At 73.0% G+C, this 19,735-nt stretch carries 21 protein-coding genes and 1 pseudogene; 10 read left to right on the top strand and 12 right to left on the bottom strand.

The genetic code is table 11. The features are described 5' to 3' along the window. Positions 1-22: 22 nt before the first annotated feature. A complete protein-coding gene (locus MILUP08_RS09135) occupies positions 23-2,578 on the top strand; it encodes a bifunctional acetate--CoA ligase family protein/GNAT family N-acetyltransferase (protein WP_007456888.1) in 2,556 nt (851 codons plus the stop codon). 10 nt (positions 2,579-2,588) lie between these two features. On the opposite strand, the gene MILUP08_RS09140 is transcribed toward MILUP08_RS09135, so the two are convergent. Together MILUP08_RS09140 and sigB are read right to left on the bottom strand one after the other, a co-directional pair. Further along, on the bottom strand, positions 2,589-2,996 hold the full coding sequence (locus MILUP08_RS09140) for a VOC family protein (RefSeq protein WP_007456890.1): 408 nt from the start codon (positions 2,994-2,996) through the stop codon (positions 2,589-2,591). A 109-nt stretch (positions 2,997-3,105) separates the two neighbouring features. Further along, on the bottom strand, positions 3,106-4,122 hold the full coding sequence (gene sigB, locus MILUP08_RS09145) for an RNA polymerase sigma factor SigB (protein ID WP_007456891.1): 1,017 nt from the start codon (positions 4,120-4,122) through the stop codon (positions 3,106-3,108). Between the two features lie 233 nt (positions 4,123-4,355). Between sigB and MILUP08_RS09150 the strand changes: the two genes are divergently transcribed. Beyond that, on the top strand, positions 4,356-5,144 hold the full coding sequence (locus MILUP08_RS09150; protein ID WP_007456893.1) for a sporulation protein: 789 nt from the start codon (positions 4,356-4,358) through the stop codon (positions 5,142-5,144). Between the two features lie 209 nt (positions 5,145-5,353). Here the strand turns inward: MILUP08_RS09150 and dtd are convergent. From dtd to MILUP08_RS09165, 3 genes and pseudogenes are all read right to left on the bottom strand, one after another. Further along, positions 5,354-5,777: pseudogene (dtd, locus tag MILUP08_RS09155) on the bottom strand (D-aminoacyl-tRNA deacylase). Then, on the bottom strand, positions 5,777-5,971 hold the full coding sequence (locus MILUP08_RS09160; protein ID WP_039905678.1) for a hypothetical protein: 195 nt from the start codon (positions 5,969-5,971) through the stop codon (positions 5,777-5,779). The pseudogene dtd and the gene MILUP08_RS09160 overlap by 1 nt, the downstream one beginning before the upstream one ends. Next, complete coding sequence (locus MILUP08_RS09165) at positions 5,968-7,452, bottom strand: DUF7782 domain-containing protein (RefSeq protein WP_007456898.1); 1,485 nt, start codon at positions 7,450-7,452, stop codon at positions 5,968-5,970. The genes MILUP08_RS09160 and MILUP08_RS09165 overlap by 4 nt, the downstream gene beginning before the upstream one ends. A 96-nt stretch (positions 7,453-7,548) precedes the next feature. Between MILUP08_RS09165 and MILUP08_RS09170 the strand changes: the two genes are divergently transcribed. Next, the gene (locus tag MILUP08_RS09170) at positions 7,549-8,139 is read left to right on the top strand and encodes an HhH-GPD-type base excision DNA repair protein (protein ID WP_039907533.1); all 591 of its coding nucleotides are present in this window, start codon (positions 7,549-7,551) and stop codon (positions 8,137-8,139) included. A gap of 9 nt (positions 8,140-8,148) precedes the next feature. On the opposite strand, the gene MILUP08_RS09175 is transcribed toward MILUP08_RS09170, so the two are convergent. Beyond that, complete coding sequence (locus MILUP08_RS09175) at positions 8,149-8,460, bottom strand: hypothetical protein (RefSeq protein ID WP_007456902.1); 312 nt, start codon at positions 8,458-8,460, stop codon at positions 8,149-8,151. Between the two features lie 13 nt (positions 8,461-8,473). Further along, positions 8,474-8,761 carry a hypothetical protein gene (locus MILUP08_RS09180; protein WP_007456905.1) on the bottom strand — a complete coding sequence of 96 codons (288 nt, stop codon included), beginning with the start codon at positions 8,759-8,761 and terminating at the stop codon, positions 8,474-8,476. 104 nt (positions 8,762-8,865) lie between these two features. Here MILUP08_RS09180 and MILUP08_RS09185 point away from each other — a divergent pair, with 104 nt between their 5' ends. Next, a complete protein-coding gene (locus MILUP08_RS09185; RefSeq protein WP_007456907.1) occupies positions 8,866-9,225 on the top strand; it encodes a DUF3099 domain-containing protein in 360 nt (119 codons plus the stop codon). Between the two features lie 84 nt (positions 9,226-9,309). Here the strand turns inward: MILUP08_RS09185 and MILUP08_RS09190 are convergent, their stop codons facing one another. Together MILUP08_RS09190 and MILUP08_RS09195 are read right to left on the bottom strand one after the other, a co-directional pair. Beyond that, positions 9,310-10,209: a carbohydrate kinase family protein gene (locus MILUP08_RS09190; RefSeq protein WP_007456909.1), complete on the bottom strand. Its 900-nt coding sequence runs from the start codon at positions 10,207-10,209 to the stop codon at positions 9,310-9,312. Then, positions 10,206-11,141 carry a pseudouridine-5'-phosphate glycosidase gene (locus tag MILUP08_RS09195; protein ID WP_007456910.1) on the bottom strand — a complete coding sequence of 312 codons (936 nt, stop codon included), beginning with the start codon at positions 11,139-11,141 and terminating at the stop codon, positions 10,206-10,208. The genes MILUP08_RS09190 and MILUP08_RS09195 overlap by 4 nt, the downstream gene beginning before the upstream one ends. Positions 11,142-11,229: 88 nt before the next feature. Between MILUP08_RS09195 and MILUP08_RS09200 the strand changes: the two genes are divergently transcribed. The 3 genes from MILUP08_RS09200 (at position 11,230) to MILUP08_RS09210 (ending at position 14,111) form a co-directional block, all read left to right on the top strand. Beyond that, on the top strand, positions 11,230-11,448 hold the full coding sequence (locus tag MILUP08_RS09200) for a DUF3039 domain-containing protein (protein ID WP_007456912.1): 219 nt from the start codon (positions 11,230-11,232) through the stop codon (positions 11,446-11,448). Positions 11,449-11,488: 40 nt separating this feature from the next. Then, entirely contained in the window at positions 11,489-12,151 is a 663-nt protein-coding gene (locus MILUP08_RS09205; RefSeq protein WP_007456914.1) for a trimeric intracellular cation channel family protein, read from the top strand. Between the two features lie 226 nt (positions 12,152-12,377). Further along, positions 12,378-14,111, top strand: coding sequence for a DEAD/DEAH box helicase (locus tag MILUP08_RS09210; protein WP_039905682.1), 1,734 nt, complete (start codon positions 12,378-12,380; stop codon positions 14,109-14,111). A 173-nt stretch (positions 14,112-14,284) separates the two neighbouring features. Here the strand turns inward: MILUP08_RS09210 and MILUP08_RS09215 are convergent, their stop codons facing one another. Together MILUP08_RS09215 and MILUP08_RS09220 are read right to left on the bottom strand one after the other, a co-directional pair. Continuing rightward, the gene (locus MILUP08_RS09215; RefSeq protein ID WP_007456919.1) at positions 14,285-14,518 is read right to left on the bottom strand and encodes a DUF7455 domain-containing protein; all 234 of its coding nucleotides are present in this window, start codon (positions 14,516-14,518) and stop codon (positions 14,285-14,287) included. 245 nt (positions 14,519-14,763) lie between these two features. After that, entirely contained in the window at positions 14,764-16,368 is a 1,605-nt protein-coding gene (locus MILUP08_RS09220; RefSeq protein ID WP_007456922.1) for an RNA polymerase sigma factor, read from the bottom strand. A 288-nt stretch (positions 16,369-16,656) separates the two neighbouring features. Between MILUP08_RS09220 and MILUP08_RS09225 the strand changes: the two genes are divergently transcribed. Further along, the gene (locus tag MILUP08_RS09225) at positions 16,657-17,478 is read left to right on the top strand and encodes an inositol monophosphatase family protein (protein ID WP_007456923.1); all 822 of its coding nucleotides are present in this window, start codon (positions 16,657-16,659) and stop codon (positions 17,476-17,478) included. Between the two features lie 72 nt (positions 17,479-17,550). Here the strand turns inward: MILUP08_RS09225 and MILUP08_RS09230 are convergent, their stop codons facing one another. Next, on the bottom strand, positions 17,551-18,069 hold the full coding sequence (locus MILUP08_RS09230; protein WP_193376614.1) for a LytR C-terminal domain-containing protein: 519 nt from the start codon (positions 18,067-18,069) through the stop codon (positions 17,551-17,553). A gap of 435 nt (positions 18,070-18,504) precedes the next feature. Here MILUP08_RS09230 and MILUP08_RS09235 point away from each other — a divergent pair, with 435 nt between their 5' ends. Next, on the top strand, positions 18,505-18,801 hold the full coding sequence (locus MILUP08_RS09235) for a DUF4193 domain-containing protein (RefSeq protein ID WP_007075406.1): 297 nt from the start codon (positions 18,505-18,507) through the stop codon (positions 18,799-18,801). A gap of 120 nt (positions 18,802-18,921) precedes the next feature. After that, the gene (locus MILUP08_RS09240; RefSeq protein WP_007456933.1) at positions 18,922-19,719 is read left to right on the top strand and encodes a hypothetical protein; all 798 of its coding nucleotides are present in this window, start codon (positions 18,922-18,924) and stop codon (positions 19,717-19,719) included. Positions 19,720-19,735: the final 16 nt, after the last annotated feature.

The following is a 19,735-nucleotide window of genomic DNA, read 5'->3' on the forward strand; positions in this document are numbered from 1 at the left end:
GGGGCGGGGGAGGGTCACGCCCGTGACGACAGTGGACCAGCCGGTGGACGTGCTGCTCAGCGACGGCAGCACCGTCCAGTTGCGACAGATCAGCCCGGCCGACGCGCCGGCGGTCGTGGCGATGCACAGCCGGTTCTCCGAGCGCACCCGCTACCTGCGCTACTTCTCGCCGTACCCGCGCATCCCCGAGCGGGATCTGATCCGGTTCGTCACTGTCGACCACCACGACCGGGAGGCGTTCGTGGTGCTGGCCGGGGACCGGCTCGTCGCCGTCGGCCGGTACGAGCGGCTCGGTCCGCAGGCGCCGGAGGCGGAGGTCGCCTTCGTGGTCGAGGACGCCTTCCAGGGCCGGGGCATCGGCTCGGTGCTGATGGAGCACCTGGCCGACGCCGCGCGGCGCAACGGCATCATGAGCTTCGTCGCCGAGGTGCTGCCGGCAAACGGGACGATGCTGCGGGTCTTCTCCGACTTCGGCTACCAGGTGCAGCGCGCGTACGCCGACGGCGTGGTGCACCTGAGCTTCCCGATCGCCCCGACGGAGACGACCCTGGAGGTGCAGCGCGGCCGGGAGCACCGCACCGAGGCCCGCTCGATCGCCCGGCTGCTCGCCCCGCGCGGCATCGCCGTCTACGGCGCGAGCGCCACCGGCCAGGGAGTCGGCGCAGCGGTCCTCGGGCACCTGCGCGACGGCGGGTTTACGGGCGCGGTGGTGCCGGTGCACCCGAGCGCGTCGGCGGTGGCGGGGCTGCCCGCGTACCCCTCGGCGGTCGACGCGGGCGTCGCGGTGGACCTGGCGGTGGTGGCGGTCCCGCCGGAGGCGGCGACCGGGGTGGTGGCGGACGCGGCCGCCGCCGGGGTGCACGGCCTGGTCGTGATCTCGGCCGGCTTCGCCGAGGCCGGCGGTGAGGGCGCGGCCACGCAACGGGCGCTGGTCCGCGCGGCGCACGCCGCCGGGATGCGCGTGGTCGGCCCGAACTGCCTGGGCGTGGCCAACACCGACCCGGCGGTACGCCTCAACGCCACCCTCGCCCCGGCGCTGCCGCCGGCGGGTCGGGTCGGCATCTTCAGCCAGTCCGGCGCGTTCGGGGTGGCGCTGCTCGCCGAGGCGGACCGGCGTGGCCTCGGGCTGTCCAGCTTCGTATCGGCCGGCAACCGGGCCGACGTCTCCGGCAACGACCTCCTGCAGTACTGGCAGGACGACCCCGGCACCGACGTGATCATGTTGTACCTGGAGACGTTCGGCAATCCGCGCAAGTTCGCCCGGCTGGCCCGGCGGATCGGCCGCGCGAAACCGGTCGTGGCGCTGGCCTCGCCGGCCCGTCCGCCCGGTGTGGGCGACACCGCAGGCCCGGACGAGGTGGCGGTGGCCGCGCTCTTCGCCCAGTCCGGCGTGATCCGGGTGGACACCGTGCCCGAGCTGCTCGACGTGGGGGTGTTGCTGGCCAACCAGCCACTGCCCACCGGCGGCCGGGTCGGCGTGGTCGGCAACTCCTCGGCGCTTACCGGCCTGGCCGCCACGGCCTGCGTCGGGCAGGGCCTGACCGTCGCCGAGAGCTACCCGCGCGACGTCGCGCCGAGCGCCGGCGCCGACGAGTTCGCCGCCGCCCTCGCCGAGACGGCCGGCGACGACCGGGTGGACGCCCTCGTCGTGGTCTTCGCCCCGCCGCTGCCCGGCCAACGCACCGAGGTGGACGCCGACGTCACCGCCGCGCTGCCGGCCGCCCTCGCCCTGGGCAAGCCGACCGTGGCGACGTTCCTGGTCGGTCGGTTGCCGGCCGGGGTGCCCGCGTACGGCGGCGTGGAGGAGGCCGTCCGGGCCCTCGCCCGGGCGCACCGGTACGCCGAGTGGCTGCGCCGCCCTCCCGGAGTCGCGCCCGAACTGCCCGGGATCGACCGGGACGCCGCGGCGGCCGCGCTGCGCGCCGACAGCGCCGACGCGGAGGCGCTGCTGGCCGCGTACGGCATCGGGACCGTGGCGTCGGTGGCCGTGGACTCGGTCGACGCGGCCGTCGACGCGGCGGCGCGGGTGGGCTTCCCGGTGGCGCTCAAGGCCGCCGCCGCGGGGCTGCGGCACCGGCTCGACCTGGGCGCGGTCCGCCTCGACCTGCCCGACGAGGCGAGCGTCCGCCGCGCGTACGCCGACATGGCCGCCGGCTTCGGCGCGGACGTGCTGGTGCAGCCGATGGTCCCGCCGGGCGTGGCCTGCGTGGTGGAGGTGGTGGAAGATCCGGCGTTCGGGCCGGTGGTCGGCTTCGGCCTCGGCGGGGTCGCCACCGAACTGCTTGGCGATCGGGCCTGGCGGGCGGTGCCGCTGACCCACACCGACGCCGCCGAGCTGGTCGACGAGCCGCGGGCGGCACCGCTGCTGCGGGGGCACCGGGGCGCCGCACCGGTGGACCGGGCTGCCCTGGCCGACCTGCTGCTGCGGGTCGGTCAGCTCGCCGACGATCAGCCCCGGGTGCGCTCGTTGACCCTCAACCCGGTCCTCGCCCGCCCGGACGGCATCTCCGTGCTGCACGCCCAGGTCCGGGTCGGCGGCGTGGCCGCCCGCCCGGACACCGGCCCCCGGCGTCTCTGAAGGTGGCCGCTCAGGTGCGGCTGGAGATCTGCTGGACGCCCCAGGTGTTGCCGTCCGGGTCGGCGAAGAAGACGAAGCCGACGTTGTCCAGCGGGTCCGGCACCTGTCGCGGGTTCTGGCCCACCACCTGGATGTCACTGACCTGCACGCCACGTTCGACAAGCTCCGCGTGGGCCCGCTTCAGGTCGGGCACCACCAGTTGCAGGCCCCTGAGTGAGCCGGGCGGCATCTCCGGGACCACACCCGTGCCGATGACGATCGAGCAGCCGGAGCCGGGCGGCGTCAACTGGACGATGCGCGCGTCCTCGCTGATCACCGTGTCATGGTCGACGGCGAAGCCGAGCTGGTCGGCGTAGAACGTCTTCGCCCGGTCCACATCGGAGACCGGGACGATCACCACTTCCAACGTCCAGTTCATGGCACTCTCCTCGCGTCGTCGGGCAGCCGATCGGTGTCACAGTCAAACACCTCCACAGCAGGGAAGGCCCCGGCGAACCGCCGGGGCCTTCCTGCGCATATCCGGTGCGTCAGCAGGCGTACGCCTCCAGGCGCTGCGCCCGCTCCGGAGCGCGCAGCTTCAGCAGCGTCACCTTCTCGATCTGCCGGATACGTTCACGGGACAGGCCGAACTCCCGGCCGACCTCGTCCAGGGTGCGCTGCCGGCCGTCGTCCAGCCCGAACCGGAGCCGGATGACCGCCTGCTCCCGCTGCGACAGCGTGGACAGCACGATGCTCACCTCGTTGCGCAGTTCGCCCTGCGCGGCGCCCTCGCCCGGGTCGGTGCGCGGGTCCACCGAGGCCACGAAGTCACCGAGCGCGCTCTCGCCGTCGTCGCCGACGGCCTGGTCCAGGCTGACCGGCTCGCGGTCGTACGAGATCAGCTCGATGACCTGGAACTCGGGGATGTCCAGGGCGCGGGCGACCTCGGCGACAGTGGGCTCGCGACCGAGCGTCACCGCCAGTTCGCGGCGGGCCCGGACCATCCGGTTGACCTGCTCGACCATGTGCACCGGGATGCGGATGGTGCGGGCCTGGTCGGCCATGGCACGGGTGATCGCCTGCCGGATCCACCAGGTGGCGTACGTGGAGAACTTGTAGCCCTTGGCGTAGTCGAACTTCTCCACCGCGCGGATGAGGCCGAGGTTGCCCTCCTGGATCAGGTCGAGGAAGGCCATCCCGCGCCCGGTGTAGCGCTTGGCGATGCTGACCACCAGCCGCAGGTTCGCCTCCAGCAGGTGGTCCTTGGCGGCGCGGCCCTCGGCGACGATCAGCTCCAGGTCGGCCCGCAGCTCCTCGGAGACCGGGGTGCAGGTGGCGAGCTTCTCGTCGGCGAACAGGCCGGCCTCGATCCGGCGGGCCAGGTCGACCTCCTGCGCCGCGGTGAGCAGCTTCGTCCGGCCGATCCCGTTCAGGTACGCCCGGACCAGGTCGGTGGAGATGCCGCGCTCGTCGGTGGCGTCCAGGTCGCTGAGGGCCTCGGCGGGCCCGTTGGTCTCGGTGCTGGTGGCCGGCCGCGTCCGGTGTTCCGTCATCTGCAGGACCATCTCTGTCTCTCCCCGTGTCCACGTCTGTGCCGTGTCTCCGGCCCAGTGGTGCCGGTGTGAGACACAGCTTGGCGGGCAGGGCGTGAAACGGGAGTGAGGCGATCGGGCACCCGACAGGAATCCGGCCGGATCGTTGCCGCGGTGTGTCGTCCCGGCGGTTGCGTGCGCCGCCCGACTACGTTGCGGACAGGTCGGCCACCCCGGGTCGGCGTGGTCCGACGAGGGAGGACGATGTGGTCTTCAAGCGGCTCATGAAGGCGATGGGGGTCGGTGGCCCGTCGGTCGAGACGGTGCTCGACAACCCCAACTGCCGCCCCGGCGGGCAGTTGGAGGGCCGCATCCAGGTGCTCGGTGGCGACCATCAGGTCGACATCGAGCACGTCGCGCTCGGCCTGGTCACCCGGGTCGAGGTGGAGAGCGGCGACAACGACTACGACACCACTCAGGAGTTCCACCGCCAGCGGGTCACCGGCGCGTTCCGGTTGGAGCCGGGTCAGCGCCACGATCTCCCGTTCCGCTTCGACGTGCCCTGGGAGACACCCGTCACCGAGCTGTACGGGCAGCACCTGCACGGCATGACGATGGGCCTGCGGACCGAGCTGGAGGTCGCCCGCGCCGTCGACTCGAGCGACCTGGACGCCGTGACGGTGCACCCGCTGCCCGCGCAGGAGCGGCTGCTGGAGGCGTTGCTGCGGCTGGGCTTCCGCTTCGCGCGCGCCGATGTGGAGCGTGGGCACCTCTACGGCGTACGGCAGACGTTGCCGTTCTACCAGGAGATCGAGTTCAGCCCGGCGCCGCAGTACGCCCGGTCGATCAATCAGTTGGAGGTCACCTTCATCGCCGACGCGCGACAGATGCAGGTGGTGCTGGAGGTCGACAAGCGCGGCGGCGTCTTCACCGAGGGCCGGGACGCCTTCGGCCGGTTCACTGTCGAACACGCGACCGCCGACCACACCGACTGGACAGCCGAACTGGACACCTGGCTCCGCCAGTCCCTGTCCCGCCGAGGCCTCTTCTCCTGACCCCCGGGCGCCCCACCCGGCCCTGCGCCCCACCCGGCCCTGCGCCCCACCCGGCCCTGCGCCCCACCCGGCCCCGGGCGCCCCAGGCCTCTACCCGTCGATCATGAGGTTGACCGGCCCTTCGATCTTCAGAATGCCCGCCAACCTCATGATCAACGCGGGAGAGCTGTTCGGGGTGGGGGTGGGGGTGGGGTGGGGGTGGGGTGGGGTTAGAGGTCCAGGAGGATTGTTCGGGGGGCCTATGTTGGTGCTCTCCACAAGCATGTGGGCTCGGAAGCGGCCGGTCTCGACCTTGGCGCCTCGCTCGCGGAGCGCGTCGACCACCGCCGTCACCAGCGGTTCGGCAACCTCGGCGGGGGCGGCTGCGGTCCAGCTCGGGCGGCGGCCCTTGCGGGCGTCGCCGTAGAGGGTGAACTGGCTGACCACCAGAATCGGCGCCCCGGTGTCGGCGGCGGAGCGCTCGTCGTCCAGGATGCGCAGCTCGTGCACCTTGCGGGCCATCGTCCGAGCGGTCTCCGCCGTGTCGGTGTGGGTCACCCCGAGCAGCACCAGCAGGCCGTCGGAGATCGCGCCGACCACCGCACCGTCCACGGTGACGCTGGCCCGCCCGACGGTCTGCACCACCGCCCGCATCAGCAGCCCGCCGCGAGGCTGCTCGCCGCGAGGCCGCCCGCCGCGAGGCCGCCCACCGCGAGGCCGCCCACCGCGAGGCCGCCCACCGCGAGGCCGCCCACCGCGAGGCCGCCCACCGCGAGGCCGCCGGCTGCGAGGCTGCTCGCCGCGAGGCCGCCGGCCGCTGTGCCGCCCAGCGTGTCTGCCCGCGTCACGCGGTCACCGGCTCGATGAAGCCACGCTCCACCAGGTGCGCGACGATCGGGCCGGCGGCCTCGGCCATCTCGGCGGGTTCGACGTCGTGGGCCGCCGCGAGCAGGGCGAGCTGGTCGCGCAGTGGCAGCCGGCCGTCGGCCCCACCGACAAGCGCCAGCACCAGCGGGTCGATCTCCTCGGTCCAACGCAGGCCGTGCGGCATCGCGAGCACCTGGCGGTCCACCGCCCAGCCCTCCTCGCCCATGGTGGCCTCCTGGCGCAGCTGGAGACCGTTTGCGGCCCGGTAGCGCTCGGCGAGCAGCGCCTCGGTGTCGCGTACCCGAAGGAAGTCCTGGCGGTCGAACCAGGCGCCGATCTGGTCGCCCAGCGGCGGCTGGACCTGCTGACGCAGGTCCTCCACGCGGACCACCGGATCGGCGTGCCCACCCCGGCGCAGCGACACGATGCCGAAGCCGACCCCCTCGATCTTGTGCGCGTCGAACCAGTCCAGCCACACGGCCGCCCGCTGCGGGTCGGCGCCCTGGCCGACGTCGGTGAGCCACAGGTCGACGTACGCCATCGGGTCGGCCACCTCGCGCTGGATCACCCAGGCGTCCAGGCCGGTGCCGGCGAACCAGCCGGCCACCCGCTCGTCCCACTCCTCGCCGGCGACGTGCACCCAGTTCGCCAGGTACTGCATGGTGCCGCCCTCGGTGAGCAGGCCGGGGGCGGCGGCGGCCAGTTCGGCGGCGATCGCGTCACCCACCCGCCCCGAGTCGCGGTAGACGTGCGTGGTGGTGCCCGGACCGACCACGAACGGCGGGTTGCTCACCACCAGGTCGAAGCGACGGCCGGCCACCGGTGCGACCATGTCCCCGCGCAGCAGCTCCCAGTCCTGGCCGTTGAGGGCGGCGGTGGTCGCGGCGAAGCGCAGCGCCCGCTCGGAGAGGTCCGTGGCGGTCACCGTGTCGGCGTGGGTGGCCAGGTGCAGGGCCTGGACGCCGGAGCCGGTGCCCAGGTCCAGCGCGCTGCCCACCCGCCGGCGCACTGTCGCGCCGATCAGGGTCTGGGTGGCGCCGCCGATGCCCAGCACGTGCTCGGCGTGCAGCGGGTGACCCGGCCGGGCGCTTGCCGGCACGTCGGCGAGCACCCACCAGTCGTCCCCGTACGGCTCCAGGTCGACACCGGCGCGCAGACCGTCGCCGTACCGCTCGACGAGCCCGCCGGCCAGCGCCTCCTCCAGCGCAAGGGGCGCCAGCGCGGCGGCCACCGCGGCCTCCGGCTCGGTCTGGTCGCAGATGAACACCCGGATCAGGGTGCCGAGCGGGTCGCCGTCCTCGGTGGCGCGCAGCGCGGCCCGGTAGTCGTTGCGGGCGACCGCTGCGGTCGCCTGCGCTCCCAGCCGCTCGGCGATGCCGTGGCCGGTGAACCCGGTCCGGGTGAGCGCGGTGCGCAGCGCGTCGACGCCGGCGGGGGAGAGCAGCATGTCGTGTTCGTCCACGCCCTCATCCTGCCTTTCGTGCCGTCCCGCGTCGGCAGCACCCGCCGGACGACCGCCGGAGCGTCGGTGCCGGCCCGGATCCGCGGGCCAGGCAAGATGACGGGTATGACGCTCGTGCTGCCCATCGATCCAGAGGCCAACCGGCTGCTGGAGCGCAGCCCACTGGCCCTGCTGCTCGGCATGACCCTGGACCAGCAGGTGCCGATGGAGAAGGCGTTCTCCTCGCCGTACGTGCTCACCCAGCGGCTCGGCCACGACCTGGACGCGGCGGAGCTGGCCGGCTACGACCCGGAGGCCCTGGTCGCGCTCTTCGCCCAGCCGCCCGCGCTGCACCGGTTCCCGAAGGCGATGGCGGCCCGGGTGCAGGAGGTCTGCCGGGTGCTCGTGGAGCGCTACGACGGCGACGCGGCGCTGCTCTGGGCCGACGTCGCCGACGGGCCGGAGCTGCTGCGGCGGGTCGCGGGGCTGCCCGGCTTCGGCAAGCAGAAGGCGCAGATCTTCGTGGCCCTGCTCGGCAAGCGGTTCGGGGTGACCCCGCAGGACTGGCGGACGGCGGCCGGCGGGTACGGCGATCCCGGCGCGTACCGGTCGGTGGCGGACGTCACCGACGCCGACTCGCTGCGCCGGGTGCGGGAGTACAAGCAGCAGATGAAGGCGGCAGCCAGGGCCAAGACCGCCGACGGCTGACCCGCGCGCTCAGGCGGCGGTCGGGTGGGCCAGCGAGGCCAGCGCCCGCCGGACGTCGGCGAGGGAGACGGTGGCGGAATCGTCCAGGTCGGCGAGGCCGGCCTCGATCCACTGCCGCATCAGCGTGGTGACCCCGATGCCCCGGGCGTCGGCGGCGGCGCGGACCCGCTCGTAGGTCTCCAGCGGCAGTCGCACCGATCGGCTCACCATCGGCACGTCCGTGTCGGGGGTCGGCAGGTCCACCCCCGGGCTGTCGTCGATCAGGTCGGCGAGCCGGTCGTCGCCGCTGTGGAACTGCTTGGTCGCGTCGTTACGGTGCATCGTCACGGCCTCCTCATCGGCGATCTCTCCGCACGGCCTCGTCGTAGCGCTTCGACTCGACGTCGCTCAGCTCGCGGGCGGAGAGGATGTCCCAGTCGTTGTCGGTGCCGTCGGCCTCGGCGAGCAGCACCGCCAGGCGGCGGCCGCGCCGGCCGGCGGCGTAGACCACCATCACGTCGTCACCCAGGTGGCGGATGACCCGTCGAGCGCTGTGCAGCGCCTCCCAGACTTCCCCGGGTGTGACGTCGTAGACCCTCAGGTTGGCCAACGCCTCGTCGGTGAAGCTGAACCTGCTGCCCACGTCGGGCAGCGTACCACGCCCGTAACACGCACCGGGCTGGGTCAATTTTCGCTGATCACGCCTCCGTGGTGACAGGATGGGGCGTAATCCCCTCGAGGAGGTCCATGGTGAAGCGTCAGGCGTACCAGCCGATTCTGATCACCGATGCCTCGCGCAGCCAGAATGATCAGCTCACCAGCCGTCAGCGCCGCTATGTCCTCATGATGGGCATCCGGGTGGCCTGCATCATCGTCGGCGCGATCCTGGTCGGCGCGAACGCCCCACTGCTCTGGGTCTGGCTGCCGCTGTGCGCCCTCGGCATGGTGCTCATTCCGTGGCTGGCCGTGCTGCTGGCCAACGACCGGCCGCCCAAGGAGGAGCACCGGCTGGCCAATCGGTTCCACAGCCGGCGGCAGGACGACACCCCGCCGATGAGTCTCACCGCAGAGGAGCGCCCACACAAGGTCATCGACATCGAGCCCTGACCCACGAGCGGGTCAGGGCTCGACAGTCACGGCCGCGATGGGGGTCCTGCGCCGGCCGTTACGGCTGTGGCGGTGCTCCGGCCGTTACGGCTGCGGGCGTGCGCCGGCTGTGGAGACTGCCAGCGCGCCCAGGTCGGTGGCGCGGCTCAGCGCCGCGGTCGGGCTGGCGCCGGCGAGCCACGCGGTGAGCAGACCGGCCGCGAAGGCGTCGCCCGCGCCCGTGACGTCCACCACCGCCACCCGGCGGGCCGCGGCCGCGCAGACCGGCGTGGTGCGGTCCACCCAGACCGCTCCCGCCGCGCCACGTTTGACCACCACCCGCCGGGCCGTCGCCGACAGCGCCCGCCCCTGTGCCGCCGGATCCAGCCCGCCGGCCAGCACCGTCGCCTCGTCCGCGTTGACAAGCAGCAGGTCGACGTCGCGTACCCAACCCAGGAAGGTCCGCGCGCCGACCCGCCGCAGCGGCGCCGCGGACGCCGCGTCGACGCTCGTGGTGAGCCCGCGCTCGCGGGCGGCGGCCAGCGCCCGCAACCCCGCGCCGCGCGACCCGGCGTCCAACAGGGTGTACGCGGACAGGTGCAGATGCCCCGCGTCGGGCACCGCCGCGAGGGCCTTCTCCACGTGCTCGGCGCTCAACGCGAGGTTCGCGCCCCGCGACGTGACCATGGTCCGCTCGCCGTCGGAGGCCAGCACGATCACCGTGCCGGTCGCGGCGCCCACCACCCGCTCGACGGCGCAGTCCACGCCCGCGTGGTCCAGCTCGGCCACCCGGTCGCGCCCGGCGTCGTCGTCGCCGACCGCGCCCACGAGCGTGACGGTAACCCCCTGTGCCGCGATCCAGGCGGCGGTGTTGGCCGCCTGCCCGCCGCCGCCGAAACTGATCTCGGCCCCGGTGTCCGAACCGGCCGCGAGCGGCCCGGACAGCACCGCCACCACGTCGGTGATCACGTCCCCGACGACGACCACGCGGGCCGGACGGGTCATGCCGGTACGGCGGAGGTGCGGGCGACCGCGGCGACCGCGATGCGCGCGGCCAGGTCGGCGTTGCGCAGGATGATCCGGACGTTCACCGCCAGGCTCGCGCCCTCGGTGGCCGCGTGGAAGTACGCCAGCAGGTACGGCGTGACGGCCTTGCCGGTCACCCCGTCCCGCTCCAGCCGGGCCAGGCCCTCGGCGAGGGTCCGGTCGTGCAACTCCGGGTCGAGCTGCTCGTCGACCGGCAGCGGGTTGGCGACGAGCAGACCACCGGTGTGCACGGCGTGCTCGTCCCGGGCGGCCAGCACGGCGGCGACCTGCTCCGGGGAGTCCACCGACCAGTCCAGGTCGAAGCCCGCGTCGGTGAGGTAGAAGCCGGGGAAGCGACGGGTGCGGTAGCCGATGACGGCGACCCCGAGGGTCTCCAGGCGCTCAAGCGTCGCGCCCACGTCGAGGATCGACTTGACCCCCGCGCAGACCACGGTGATCGGGGTCTGGGCCAGGGTGACCAGGTCGGCCGACTCGTCGAAGGTGTGCGCCGCCTCCCGGTGCACCCCGCCCAGGCCGCCCGTCGCGAACACCCCGATGCCGGCGGCGGCGGCCACCGCGCTGGTAGCCGCCACGGTGGTGGCGCCGTCCGCGCCGGTCGCGGCCGCCACGGCCAGGTCGCGGACCGAGAGCTTCGTCACGCCATCGACGGTGGCGAGTCGGGTCAGCTGCGCGTCGTCCAGGCCGACCACCAGCTCCCCGCCGATCATGCCGATCGTCGCCGGCACCGCCCCGGCGTCCCGGACCGCCTGCTCGATCTCCCGGGCCACCCGCAGGTTCTGCGGACGGGGCAGGCCGTGCGAGACGATGGTGCTCTCCAGGGCGACGACGGGCCGGCCGTCGCGCAGGGCGACGGCGACCTCGGTGCCGTAGCTGATGCGAAAGTCAGTCACACCGGCACGGTACGGGGTCGGACCCGGACCGGGCTCAAGTGGACCCGGCCGTGATGACCTGCCAAACTTGACGGTCGGAGGTGCAGACGTGAGCACAGAGGTTCTCGAGCGTCCGGAACTGAAGGACGCCGACACCGGTCCCGAGATGTTCCACTACGTCCGCAAGGAGAAGATCGCCGAGAGTGCCGTCATGGGCACCTTCGTCGTCGCGCTCTGCGGGGAGACCTTCCCGGTCACCAAGGCGGCCAAGCCGGGCTCGCCGGTCTGCCCCAAGTGCAAGGAGATCTACGACTCGTACCGCGAGTGAACCCCGGCCGGCGCTCCGGCCGGCGACGTAGCCTGCGGCGGTGACCACCTCCACCGCCCTGCTCCTCGCCGACCTGACCGGGGTGGCGGTCTTCGCCGCCTCCGGCGCCTCGGCGGCGGTGGCCAAACGACTCGACCTGTTCGGCGTCGCGTTCGTCGGCTTCGTGGCCGCGCTCGGCGGCGGGATCCTCCGCGACCTGGTCATCGACGAGGTGCCGCCGCTCGCCTTCGCCGACTGGCGGTACGCCGCCACCGCGGCGGTCACCGCGCTCGCCGTCTTCTGGCTCCACCCGCAGCTCGCCCGACTGCGCACCACGGTGCTGGTGCTCGACGCGGCGGGCCTCGGTCTGTTCACCGTCACCGGCACGCTCAAGGCGCTCGACGCCCGGGTGCCGGCGGTCGGCGCCTGCCTGATCGGCATGCTCACCGCGATCGGCGGCGGGCTCGGCCGGGACCTGCTGACCGCCGAGATCCCGGTGGTGCTGCGCCGGGAGATCTACGCGGTGGCCGCCCTGGCCGGATCGGTCGTGGTGGTCCTGCTGCACGTCACCGACCAGACCGGGCCGGCGCCGCTCACCGCCGCCGCCGTCGGGGTGGTCGGGCTGCGGCTCGTCGCGTTGCGCCGCCGCTGGTCCGCGCCGGTGGCGACGCTGCGGCCACCGCGGGCGAGCGGAGCCGATCCGCGCACCGACCGGGACTGGTGAGGCGGGCCGTGCCGGCGTGGTGAAGGTGGCCGTGCCGGAGTGATGCGGCCCGTTCTGCTGGGGTGGCGGATGTGACGGGCGTGGTGTCGCCTGGGCCGACGGGCCCGCGCTGGTTATGCTGAGTCGGCCTTCGCGGCAGCTTCTGCGCGGAGGCGTTTTCATGGGCGGCGGTACTCGTGGCCCTCGCCCGGTGTCCGCCCTCGTGCGGTCGGAGAGGAGCTTTCGCGTGGCAGCCCGGACGCCGGTGCTCGAGACGTTCCCGGCACTACGTGCCTGGCAGCGCAAGGCCCTGGTGGAGTACCTGCGCCGGCGTACCGAGGACTTCACCGCCGTCGCCACGCCGGGCGCCGGCAAGACCACCTTCGCCCTGCGGATCGCTGCCGAGCTGCTCGGCGACGGCACCGTCGAGGCGGTCACCGTGGTCGCACCCACCGAGCACCTGAAGAACCAGTGGGCCGAAGCCGCGGCCCGGGTGGGCATCCAGCTCGACGCCGCGTTCCGCAACGCCGACGTGCACTCGGCGGCCGACTTCCACGGCGCGGTGGTCACCTACGCCCAGGTGGGGATGGCCCCGCAGGTGCACCGGCGGCGCACCATGACCCGTCGCACCCTGGTCATCCTCGACGAGATCCACCACGCCGGCGACTCCCGCTCCTGGGGCGACGGCGTCAAGAACGCCTTCGAGCCCGCCGTACGCCGGCTGATGCTCACCGGTACGCCGTTCCGCTCCGACGACAACCCCATCCCGTTCGTCACCTACGAGCGGGGCGGTGACGGGCTGCTGCGCTCCCACGCCGACTCGGTGTACGGCTACGCCGACGCGCTGCGCGACGGCGTGGTCCGGCCGGTGCTCTTCCTGGCGTACTCGGGGGAGACCCGCTGGCGCACCAACGCGGGGGACGAGTTGGCGGCCCGCCTCGGCGAGCCGATGACCCAGGACCTGGTGGCGCAGGCGTGGCGTACCGCCCTGGACCCGGCGGGGGACTGGATGCCGCAGGTGCTGCGCGCCGCCGACGCCCGCCTCACCGTGCTGCGCAACGCCGGCATGCCCGACGCCGGTGGTCTGATCATCGCCACCGACCAGCAGACCGCCCGCTCGTACGCCAAGCTCATCGAGCAGGTGACCGGCGAGAGGGCCGCCGTGGTGCTCTCCGATGACCAGGGCGCGTCCGCGCGGATCGCGACGTTCGCGGCGTCCGACCAGCGGTGGCTGGTCGCGGTGCGGATGGTGTCCGAGGGGGTCGACATCCCCCGGCTGGCGGTCGGCGTCTACGCCACCAGCGCCAGCACCCCGCTCTACTTCGCCCAGGCGATCGGCCGGTTCGTGCGGGCCCGCCGCCCCGGCGAGACCGCCTCGGTCTTCCTGCCCAGCGTGCCGCACCTGCTCGGGCTGGCCAGCGAGATGGAGAACGAGCGGGACCACGTCCTCGGCAAACCCAAGGACTCCGACGGCCTCGACGACGACCTGCTGGAACGGGCGCAGCGCGACGACCAGGCCAGCGGGGAGTTGGAGAAGCGGTTCGCGGCGCTCTCGGCGACCGCCGAACTGGACCAGGTGATCTTCGACGGCGCGTCGTTCGGGACCGCCGCCCAGGCCGGCACCCCCGAGGAGGAGGAGTACCTCGGCCTGCCCGGTCTGCTCACCGCCGACCAGGTCTCGCTGCTGCTGACCAAGCGTCAGGCGGCGCAGCTCGCCGCCCAACGCCGTCGGACGGCCGACGGGGCCGCTCAGCCGGCCGCTGCGCCCACGGCGGCACCTCCGGCACCCCTGAGTGCCGCCCAGCGCCGTGTGGCGCTCCGGCGGCAACTGAACGCCCTGGTGGCCGCCCGGCACCATCGCACCGGCCAACCCCACGGCAAGATCCACGCCGAGCTGCGCCGGCTCTGCGGCGGCCCGCCGAGCGCCCAAGCCACCATCGAGCAGCTCGAGGAACGCATCGCGACGGTGCAGACCCTCTAGCCCGGCTGCCGCTTCCGGCAGCCCAGCCTGCGTTGATCCACTCCGCTTCGTGGAAGACGCGGTATCCGCCTCGGGTGGACACCGCGTCTTCCAGGAACCCGAGTGCGGAGACAGGAAAAAGCCCGCCGGAGGCCCCCATGGGGGCCTCCGGCGGGCTATGTCGGTCTACGGACTCAGTTCGCCATCAGATCGGCGCCACGCCAGCTGAAATCGGGCTCCGTCGCGAACCGCTCGGTGATCTTCACGAGATCCTCCGCGTACTTGTTCGCGTGGTGCCCGCAGAACACCAGCTCGCTCCCACCCACCAGAGTGATCCGGAGCTTACCGGCAGCATTGCAGCGGTCGCACCGTTCATCGGCGGCTGGGGGTGCCACCGTTTCGGGCGGCGGCGTGAGGGTCGAGTTCATCGCCTTCCTCCTCTGGTCGTCACCGATGAACAATCTCTTCGGTCGTTGCTCACCTATCGTGCAACACCCTTGCTAGGCGCTGCCTTCCCTGTGTGCCCGCGGGGGACCGAGGTCACACCTGGCAGGGACAGTGTGCCGTGCACCCAGGGTGCCACGTCAACGATCACATTCGTGCATCCGGACGATCTCCATCTGGTGTTGCACACCAGGTGGTCAAAACGACACGTTCGGTTGACGAAACCGGCTCAGTCCAGGTAATCCCGGAGAACCTGCGAGCGGGACGGGTGACGCAGCTTGGACATCGTCTTGGACTCGATCTGCCGGATCCGCTCCCGGGTCACCCCGTAGACCTGACCGATCTCGTCAAGCGTCCGCGGCTGACCGTCGGTCAGACCGAACCGCAGGCGTACCACACCCGCCTCACGCTCGGAGAGCGTCTGCAACACCTGCTGGAGCTGGTCCTGCAAGAGCGAGAACGAGACCGCGTCGACGGCGACCACAGCCTCGGAATCCTCGATGAAGTCACCGAGCTGGCTGTCGCCCTCGTCGCCGATGGTCTGGTCCAGCGAGATGGGCTCCCGGGCGTACTGCTGGATCTCCAGCACCTTCTCCGGTGTGATGTCCATCTCCTTGGCCAGCTCCTCCGGCGTGGGCTCGCGGCCCAGGTCCTGGAGCAGCTCGCGCTGTATGCGGCCGAGCTTGTTGATGACCTCGACCATGTGCACCGGGATGCGGATGGTGCGGGCCTGGTCGGCCATGGCACGGGTGATCGCCTGCCGGATCCACCAGGTGGCGTACGTGGAGAACTTGTAGCCCTTGGTGTAGTCGAACTTCTCCACCGCGCGGATGAGGCCGAGGTTGCCCTCCTGGATCAGGTCCAGGAAGGCCATGCCACGCCCCGTGTACCGCTTGGCCAGGGAGACGACCAGACGGAGGTTCGCCTCGAGGAGGTGGTTCTTGGCGCGCTCGCCGTCGCGGGAGATCCAGCCCAGGTCGCGGACCATCTCCCGGGCGAGCTTCTCCTCGCCCTCGTCGGCCGCGCGCAACTGCTCGGCGGCGTAGAGCCCGGCCTCGATCCGCTTGGCCAGCTCCACCTCCTGCTCGGCGTTGAGCAGCGGGACCTTGCCGATCTGCTTCAGGTACGCACGGACGGAGTCGGCGGAGGCGGTCAGCTCGGCGTCGCGCCGGGCCTGCTTGAGGGCCTCGGACTCCTCGTCGTCCCACTCGAAGTCGTTGTCGGTGGCCGACGCGGCGGCGTCGGTCTCGGCGGCCTGGGCCAGCTCGGCCGGCTCCTCCACCACGACGTCCTCGATGACGGCGGCGAGCTCCTCGGGGTCGATCTCCCCCTCGGCGCCCTCGCCCTTGGCCTTGCCGCCGGCCTTGACCGGCTTGGCGCCGGCGGCCGCGGCCACCGTCGCCTTGGTGGCGCGGGTGGACTTGGTCGCCTTGGCCGGGGTGGCCGCGGCGCCGGCGACGTCGGCGGCCTTGCGAGCGGCCACCTTTCGCGGAGCCGGGGTCGACGGCGCATCGTCGGAGGCGGGCGCCTGCTTCGGGGCGGGGGCGGCGGCCTTCTTGGTCGTCTTGGCGGTGGTGGCCCGGGACGCGGGGGTCGTCGAGCGGGCTGCGGCGACCCGGCGGCGGGTGCTCGCCGAGCCGTCCACCACCACGGTCACTCCCGCCTCGGAGAGCGCCCGCAGGATCTTCTTGGCCTGGGCCGGAGTCACCTCGGCGGTCTCGACGGTGCGCGCGAGCTGGGCCGACGTGAGCTGACCACCGGCGCTCTGCGCGTGGGCGATCAGGGTGTCGGTGAGCGAGCGAACGTCGGCGCCGGGCTGGCGGGGTTCTGTCACGAATGACCTTCCGGAGGCGAAGAGCGGGCACGGCCGGGTCGTCCGGCACAGCGTGGGGCAACCGGCCGGGCGATGTGGTTGAGGGACCCCCGTGTCCCGGGCCGGCCGGTGGTCGGCGGTCCGTGGCGCGTGGGCAGGGGTGAATTGTAACGCCGTCTGCGGCGATCATCCTGCGCCGCACGGCGTAACGGCGGCGGGACCGCCGATTCGGCGCAGATGTGGACTTTGTAAGGATGATACTCGCGCACGGCCCGGAACGCCCCGGTCGTACGGGAAGGGGACCCTGGAATGGACCGTTCGGCGCCGCCACCGCGGGAACTGTTGGCAATCGCGCTCGACGTGGCTCGGGACGCCGCGGCCACCGCGTACCGGATGCGGGTCGAGGGCGTCTCCGTGGCGGCGACCAAGAGCACCGTCACCGACGTGGTCACGGCTGCGGACCGGGCGGTGGAGCGGCAGGTCCTCGACGCGCTGCACGCGCTGCGGCCGGGGGACGCGGTCCTCGGCGAGGAGTACGGCACCCAGGACACCGGCCCCGCCGAGCCGGGTGGCGTGCGGTGGATCGTCGACCCGATCGACGGCACCGTGAACTACCTCTACGGGTTGCCGTACAGCGCCGTGTCGCTGGCCGCCGAGGTGGACGGGGTGGTGGTCGCCGGCGTGGTGCGCAACGTGAACACCGGCGAGGAGTGGACCGCCACCGCCGGTGGTGGCGCGTGGCGCGACGGTGTCCGGCTGCGCTGTTCCGGCGAGTCGGACCTGGGGCAGGCGTTGGTCGGCACCGGCTTCGGCTACGACGCCGGCCGGCGGGCGCACCAGGCGTCGGTGGTGGCCGGGCTGATCGCGTCGGTGCGGGACATCCGCCGCCTCGGCGCCGCCGCCCTGGACCTCTGCCTGGTGGCGGAGGGGCGACTGGACGCGTACTTCGAGAAGGGCCTGGCCGCCTGGGACCTGGCCGCCGGCGGGCTGGTGGCCGCCGAGGCGGGCGCGCGGGTCGCCGGCCTGGCCGGGCGCCCGCCCGGCCCGGACCTGGTGATCGCGGCCCCGCCGACCCTCTTCGCCGACCTGCACGACCGGCTGGCCGCCCTGGACGCCTCCGGCGGCCCCTGACGACGTCCCTGGCGCGTCGGGAGCGCCCGGGCGTGCCGGGGTGACGGAGGGCGGATCCGGGCGGCTACGGCGTCACTTCTTGGCGGCGGGGGACGGGCAGGAGCCCGCGGGCGCCACCGGCGGGCCCAGGTCGCCGAGGGACTGGTTGACCTCGGTGGTGGTGGCGAGCTGCTGGAAGCCGTTGCCCAGCACCACGTCGACGACGTCGTCCGTGCGCTTCTCGTCGTAGACCGGCTCGGCGTTGTTGAGGAAGTACGCCTTGAGCAGGTGGGCGGAGCTGACGCCCTTGGGGCCGAACTTCAGCACGGCGACGTCGTCGATGCCCTTCGGCGCGTTGCCGACCTTCTTGACCTGGAACTTGCGGTTGCGGAAGTCGTCGGCGACGGCGCCGGCGCGGCCCGGCTCGTCGGTCGCGTTCAGGACGTTGATCTTGACGTCCTTGGTCTCGTGCAGGGTGACGTCGGCAAGCGGCCAACCGTCCGGGCAACCGCCCGCCGCGCCGGCGTCGCCCTGGCTGTCCCGGACGATCGCGGTGATCACGAACGCCAGGGCCAGGACCCCCAGCAGGCCGACGACGACGAGTGCTCGCACTCGCGCAAAACTCATCTGGGCGCTCCCGGGACCTCAGGTGGGTGGCGGCGGCCGCCAACGATCGCACTGACCGCCGGCCGTCGAATACGCCGCTGAGGTTAACGGTTGTCCGGCCGTCGCGTGGAAACAGTCCGACATGCCGGCGCGCCGACCGTGAACCGGGTACTACTACCCCTATCTTCGTGTCGCCTGAATCACATTGGGAACAACTTCGCGTGCGGGGGCGTACATCTCAGCCGCAAGGGCGGTATACATGCCTCGCCCAAGGGGGGGTAAGGTTCCGCGCTCGCAGGGGAGTGGCCCCAGCGGTCCCGACCCGTACGGTCCCCGGGTCGGGTGCCCGACACAAGTGGTCGTCGGCCAGCGGAACCGAAACAGCGTCGTCCGGCGTTACAACCGGGAAGCGACAACATCGATATGGGAGAGTGACAACCGATGGCCACCGACTACGACGCCCCGCGTCGCGACGAGGTCGACCTCGGCGAGGACAGCCTGGAAGAGCTCAAGGCACGGCGCGTCGACTCACAGTCGGGCGCGGTGGACGTCGACGAGGCCGAGGTCGCCGAGAGCTTCGAGCTGCCCGGTGCCGACCTGGCCGACGAGGAGCTCACTGTCAAGGTGCTACCGATGCAGCAGGACGAGTTCCGGTGCGCCCGCTGCTTCCTGGTCCACCATCGCAGCCAGCTGGCGGTCGAGCGCAACGGCGAGCTGATCTGCCGAGAGTGCGTCTGACACTCACGACACCGGCGGCGGCCTCCTGATCGGGGCCGCCGCTACCGGTGTAGGCATGCGTCGCCGGTGGGTACCTGCTTGACTCGTAGCGGGTAGCCACAGCACCGGGAGGTCCGACCCATGAGCGATCGAGGCGACACCACCGACGGCGGCGCGGACGACCTCGGCGCCACCGTCGCGGCGTTGACCGCGGACGACATCGCGCCGGCCCGGCGGCGCCAACTGCTCACCCGAATGGTGAGCCAGGCCCGCAGCCGGGGCATTTCCGACCTGTTCAAGCCACGCGCCGCCGTGCGCTGGATGACCGACACGGTGGCCGAGATCGCCCCGCACGTACCGGTGCGGGACCTGGCCACCCTGCGGCGACACTTTCCCGGCCTGGACGACGCGGCCCTGGCCGAACGACTGATCCGCAACGCGTCCCGCGCCACGGCCGGGATCGGCGCGGCCGGCGGGGGAGTCGCCGCCGTCGAGTGGACCGTCGCACCCACGCTGCTGTCCGCGCCCGTGCTGCTCGCCGCCGAGACCGTCGCCGTCGTGGCGGTGGAGCTGAAACTGATCGGTGAGCTGCACGAGATCCACGGCGTGGCGCTGCCCGGCGCCGGCGGTCAACGGGCGGTGGCGCTGGTGCACTCCTGGGCCACCCAGCGCGGGGTCAACCCGATGGTGCCCGGCGTGGGCGTGGGCGCGGTGCTCGGCACGGCCGCCCGCAAGGAGATGCGAGACATGCTGCTGCGCCGCTTCGGGCGCAACCTCACCACGCTCGGGCCGTTCCTGACCGGCGCGGCGGTGGCCAGCTTTCTCAACCGCCGGGCCACGCGCCAGATGGCCGACCAGCTCCAGGTGGACCTGCGCCGTCAGGGCATCGCCCGGTCAGCGCCACCGCAGGCCCTGCCCGGCCCGCCGACGGGCACCTGAGCGGAGCGGCCGGCGT

It is taken from the genome of Micromonospora lupini str. Lupac 08 (genome assembly GCF_000297395.2).
In the GTDB taxonomy this organism is placed as follows: domain Bacteria; phylum Actinomycetota; class Actinomycetes; order Mycobacteriales; family Micromonosporaceae; genus Micromonospora; species Micromonospora lupini.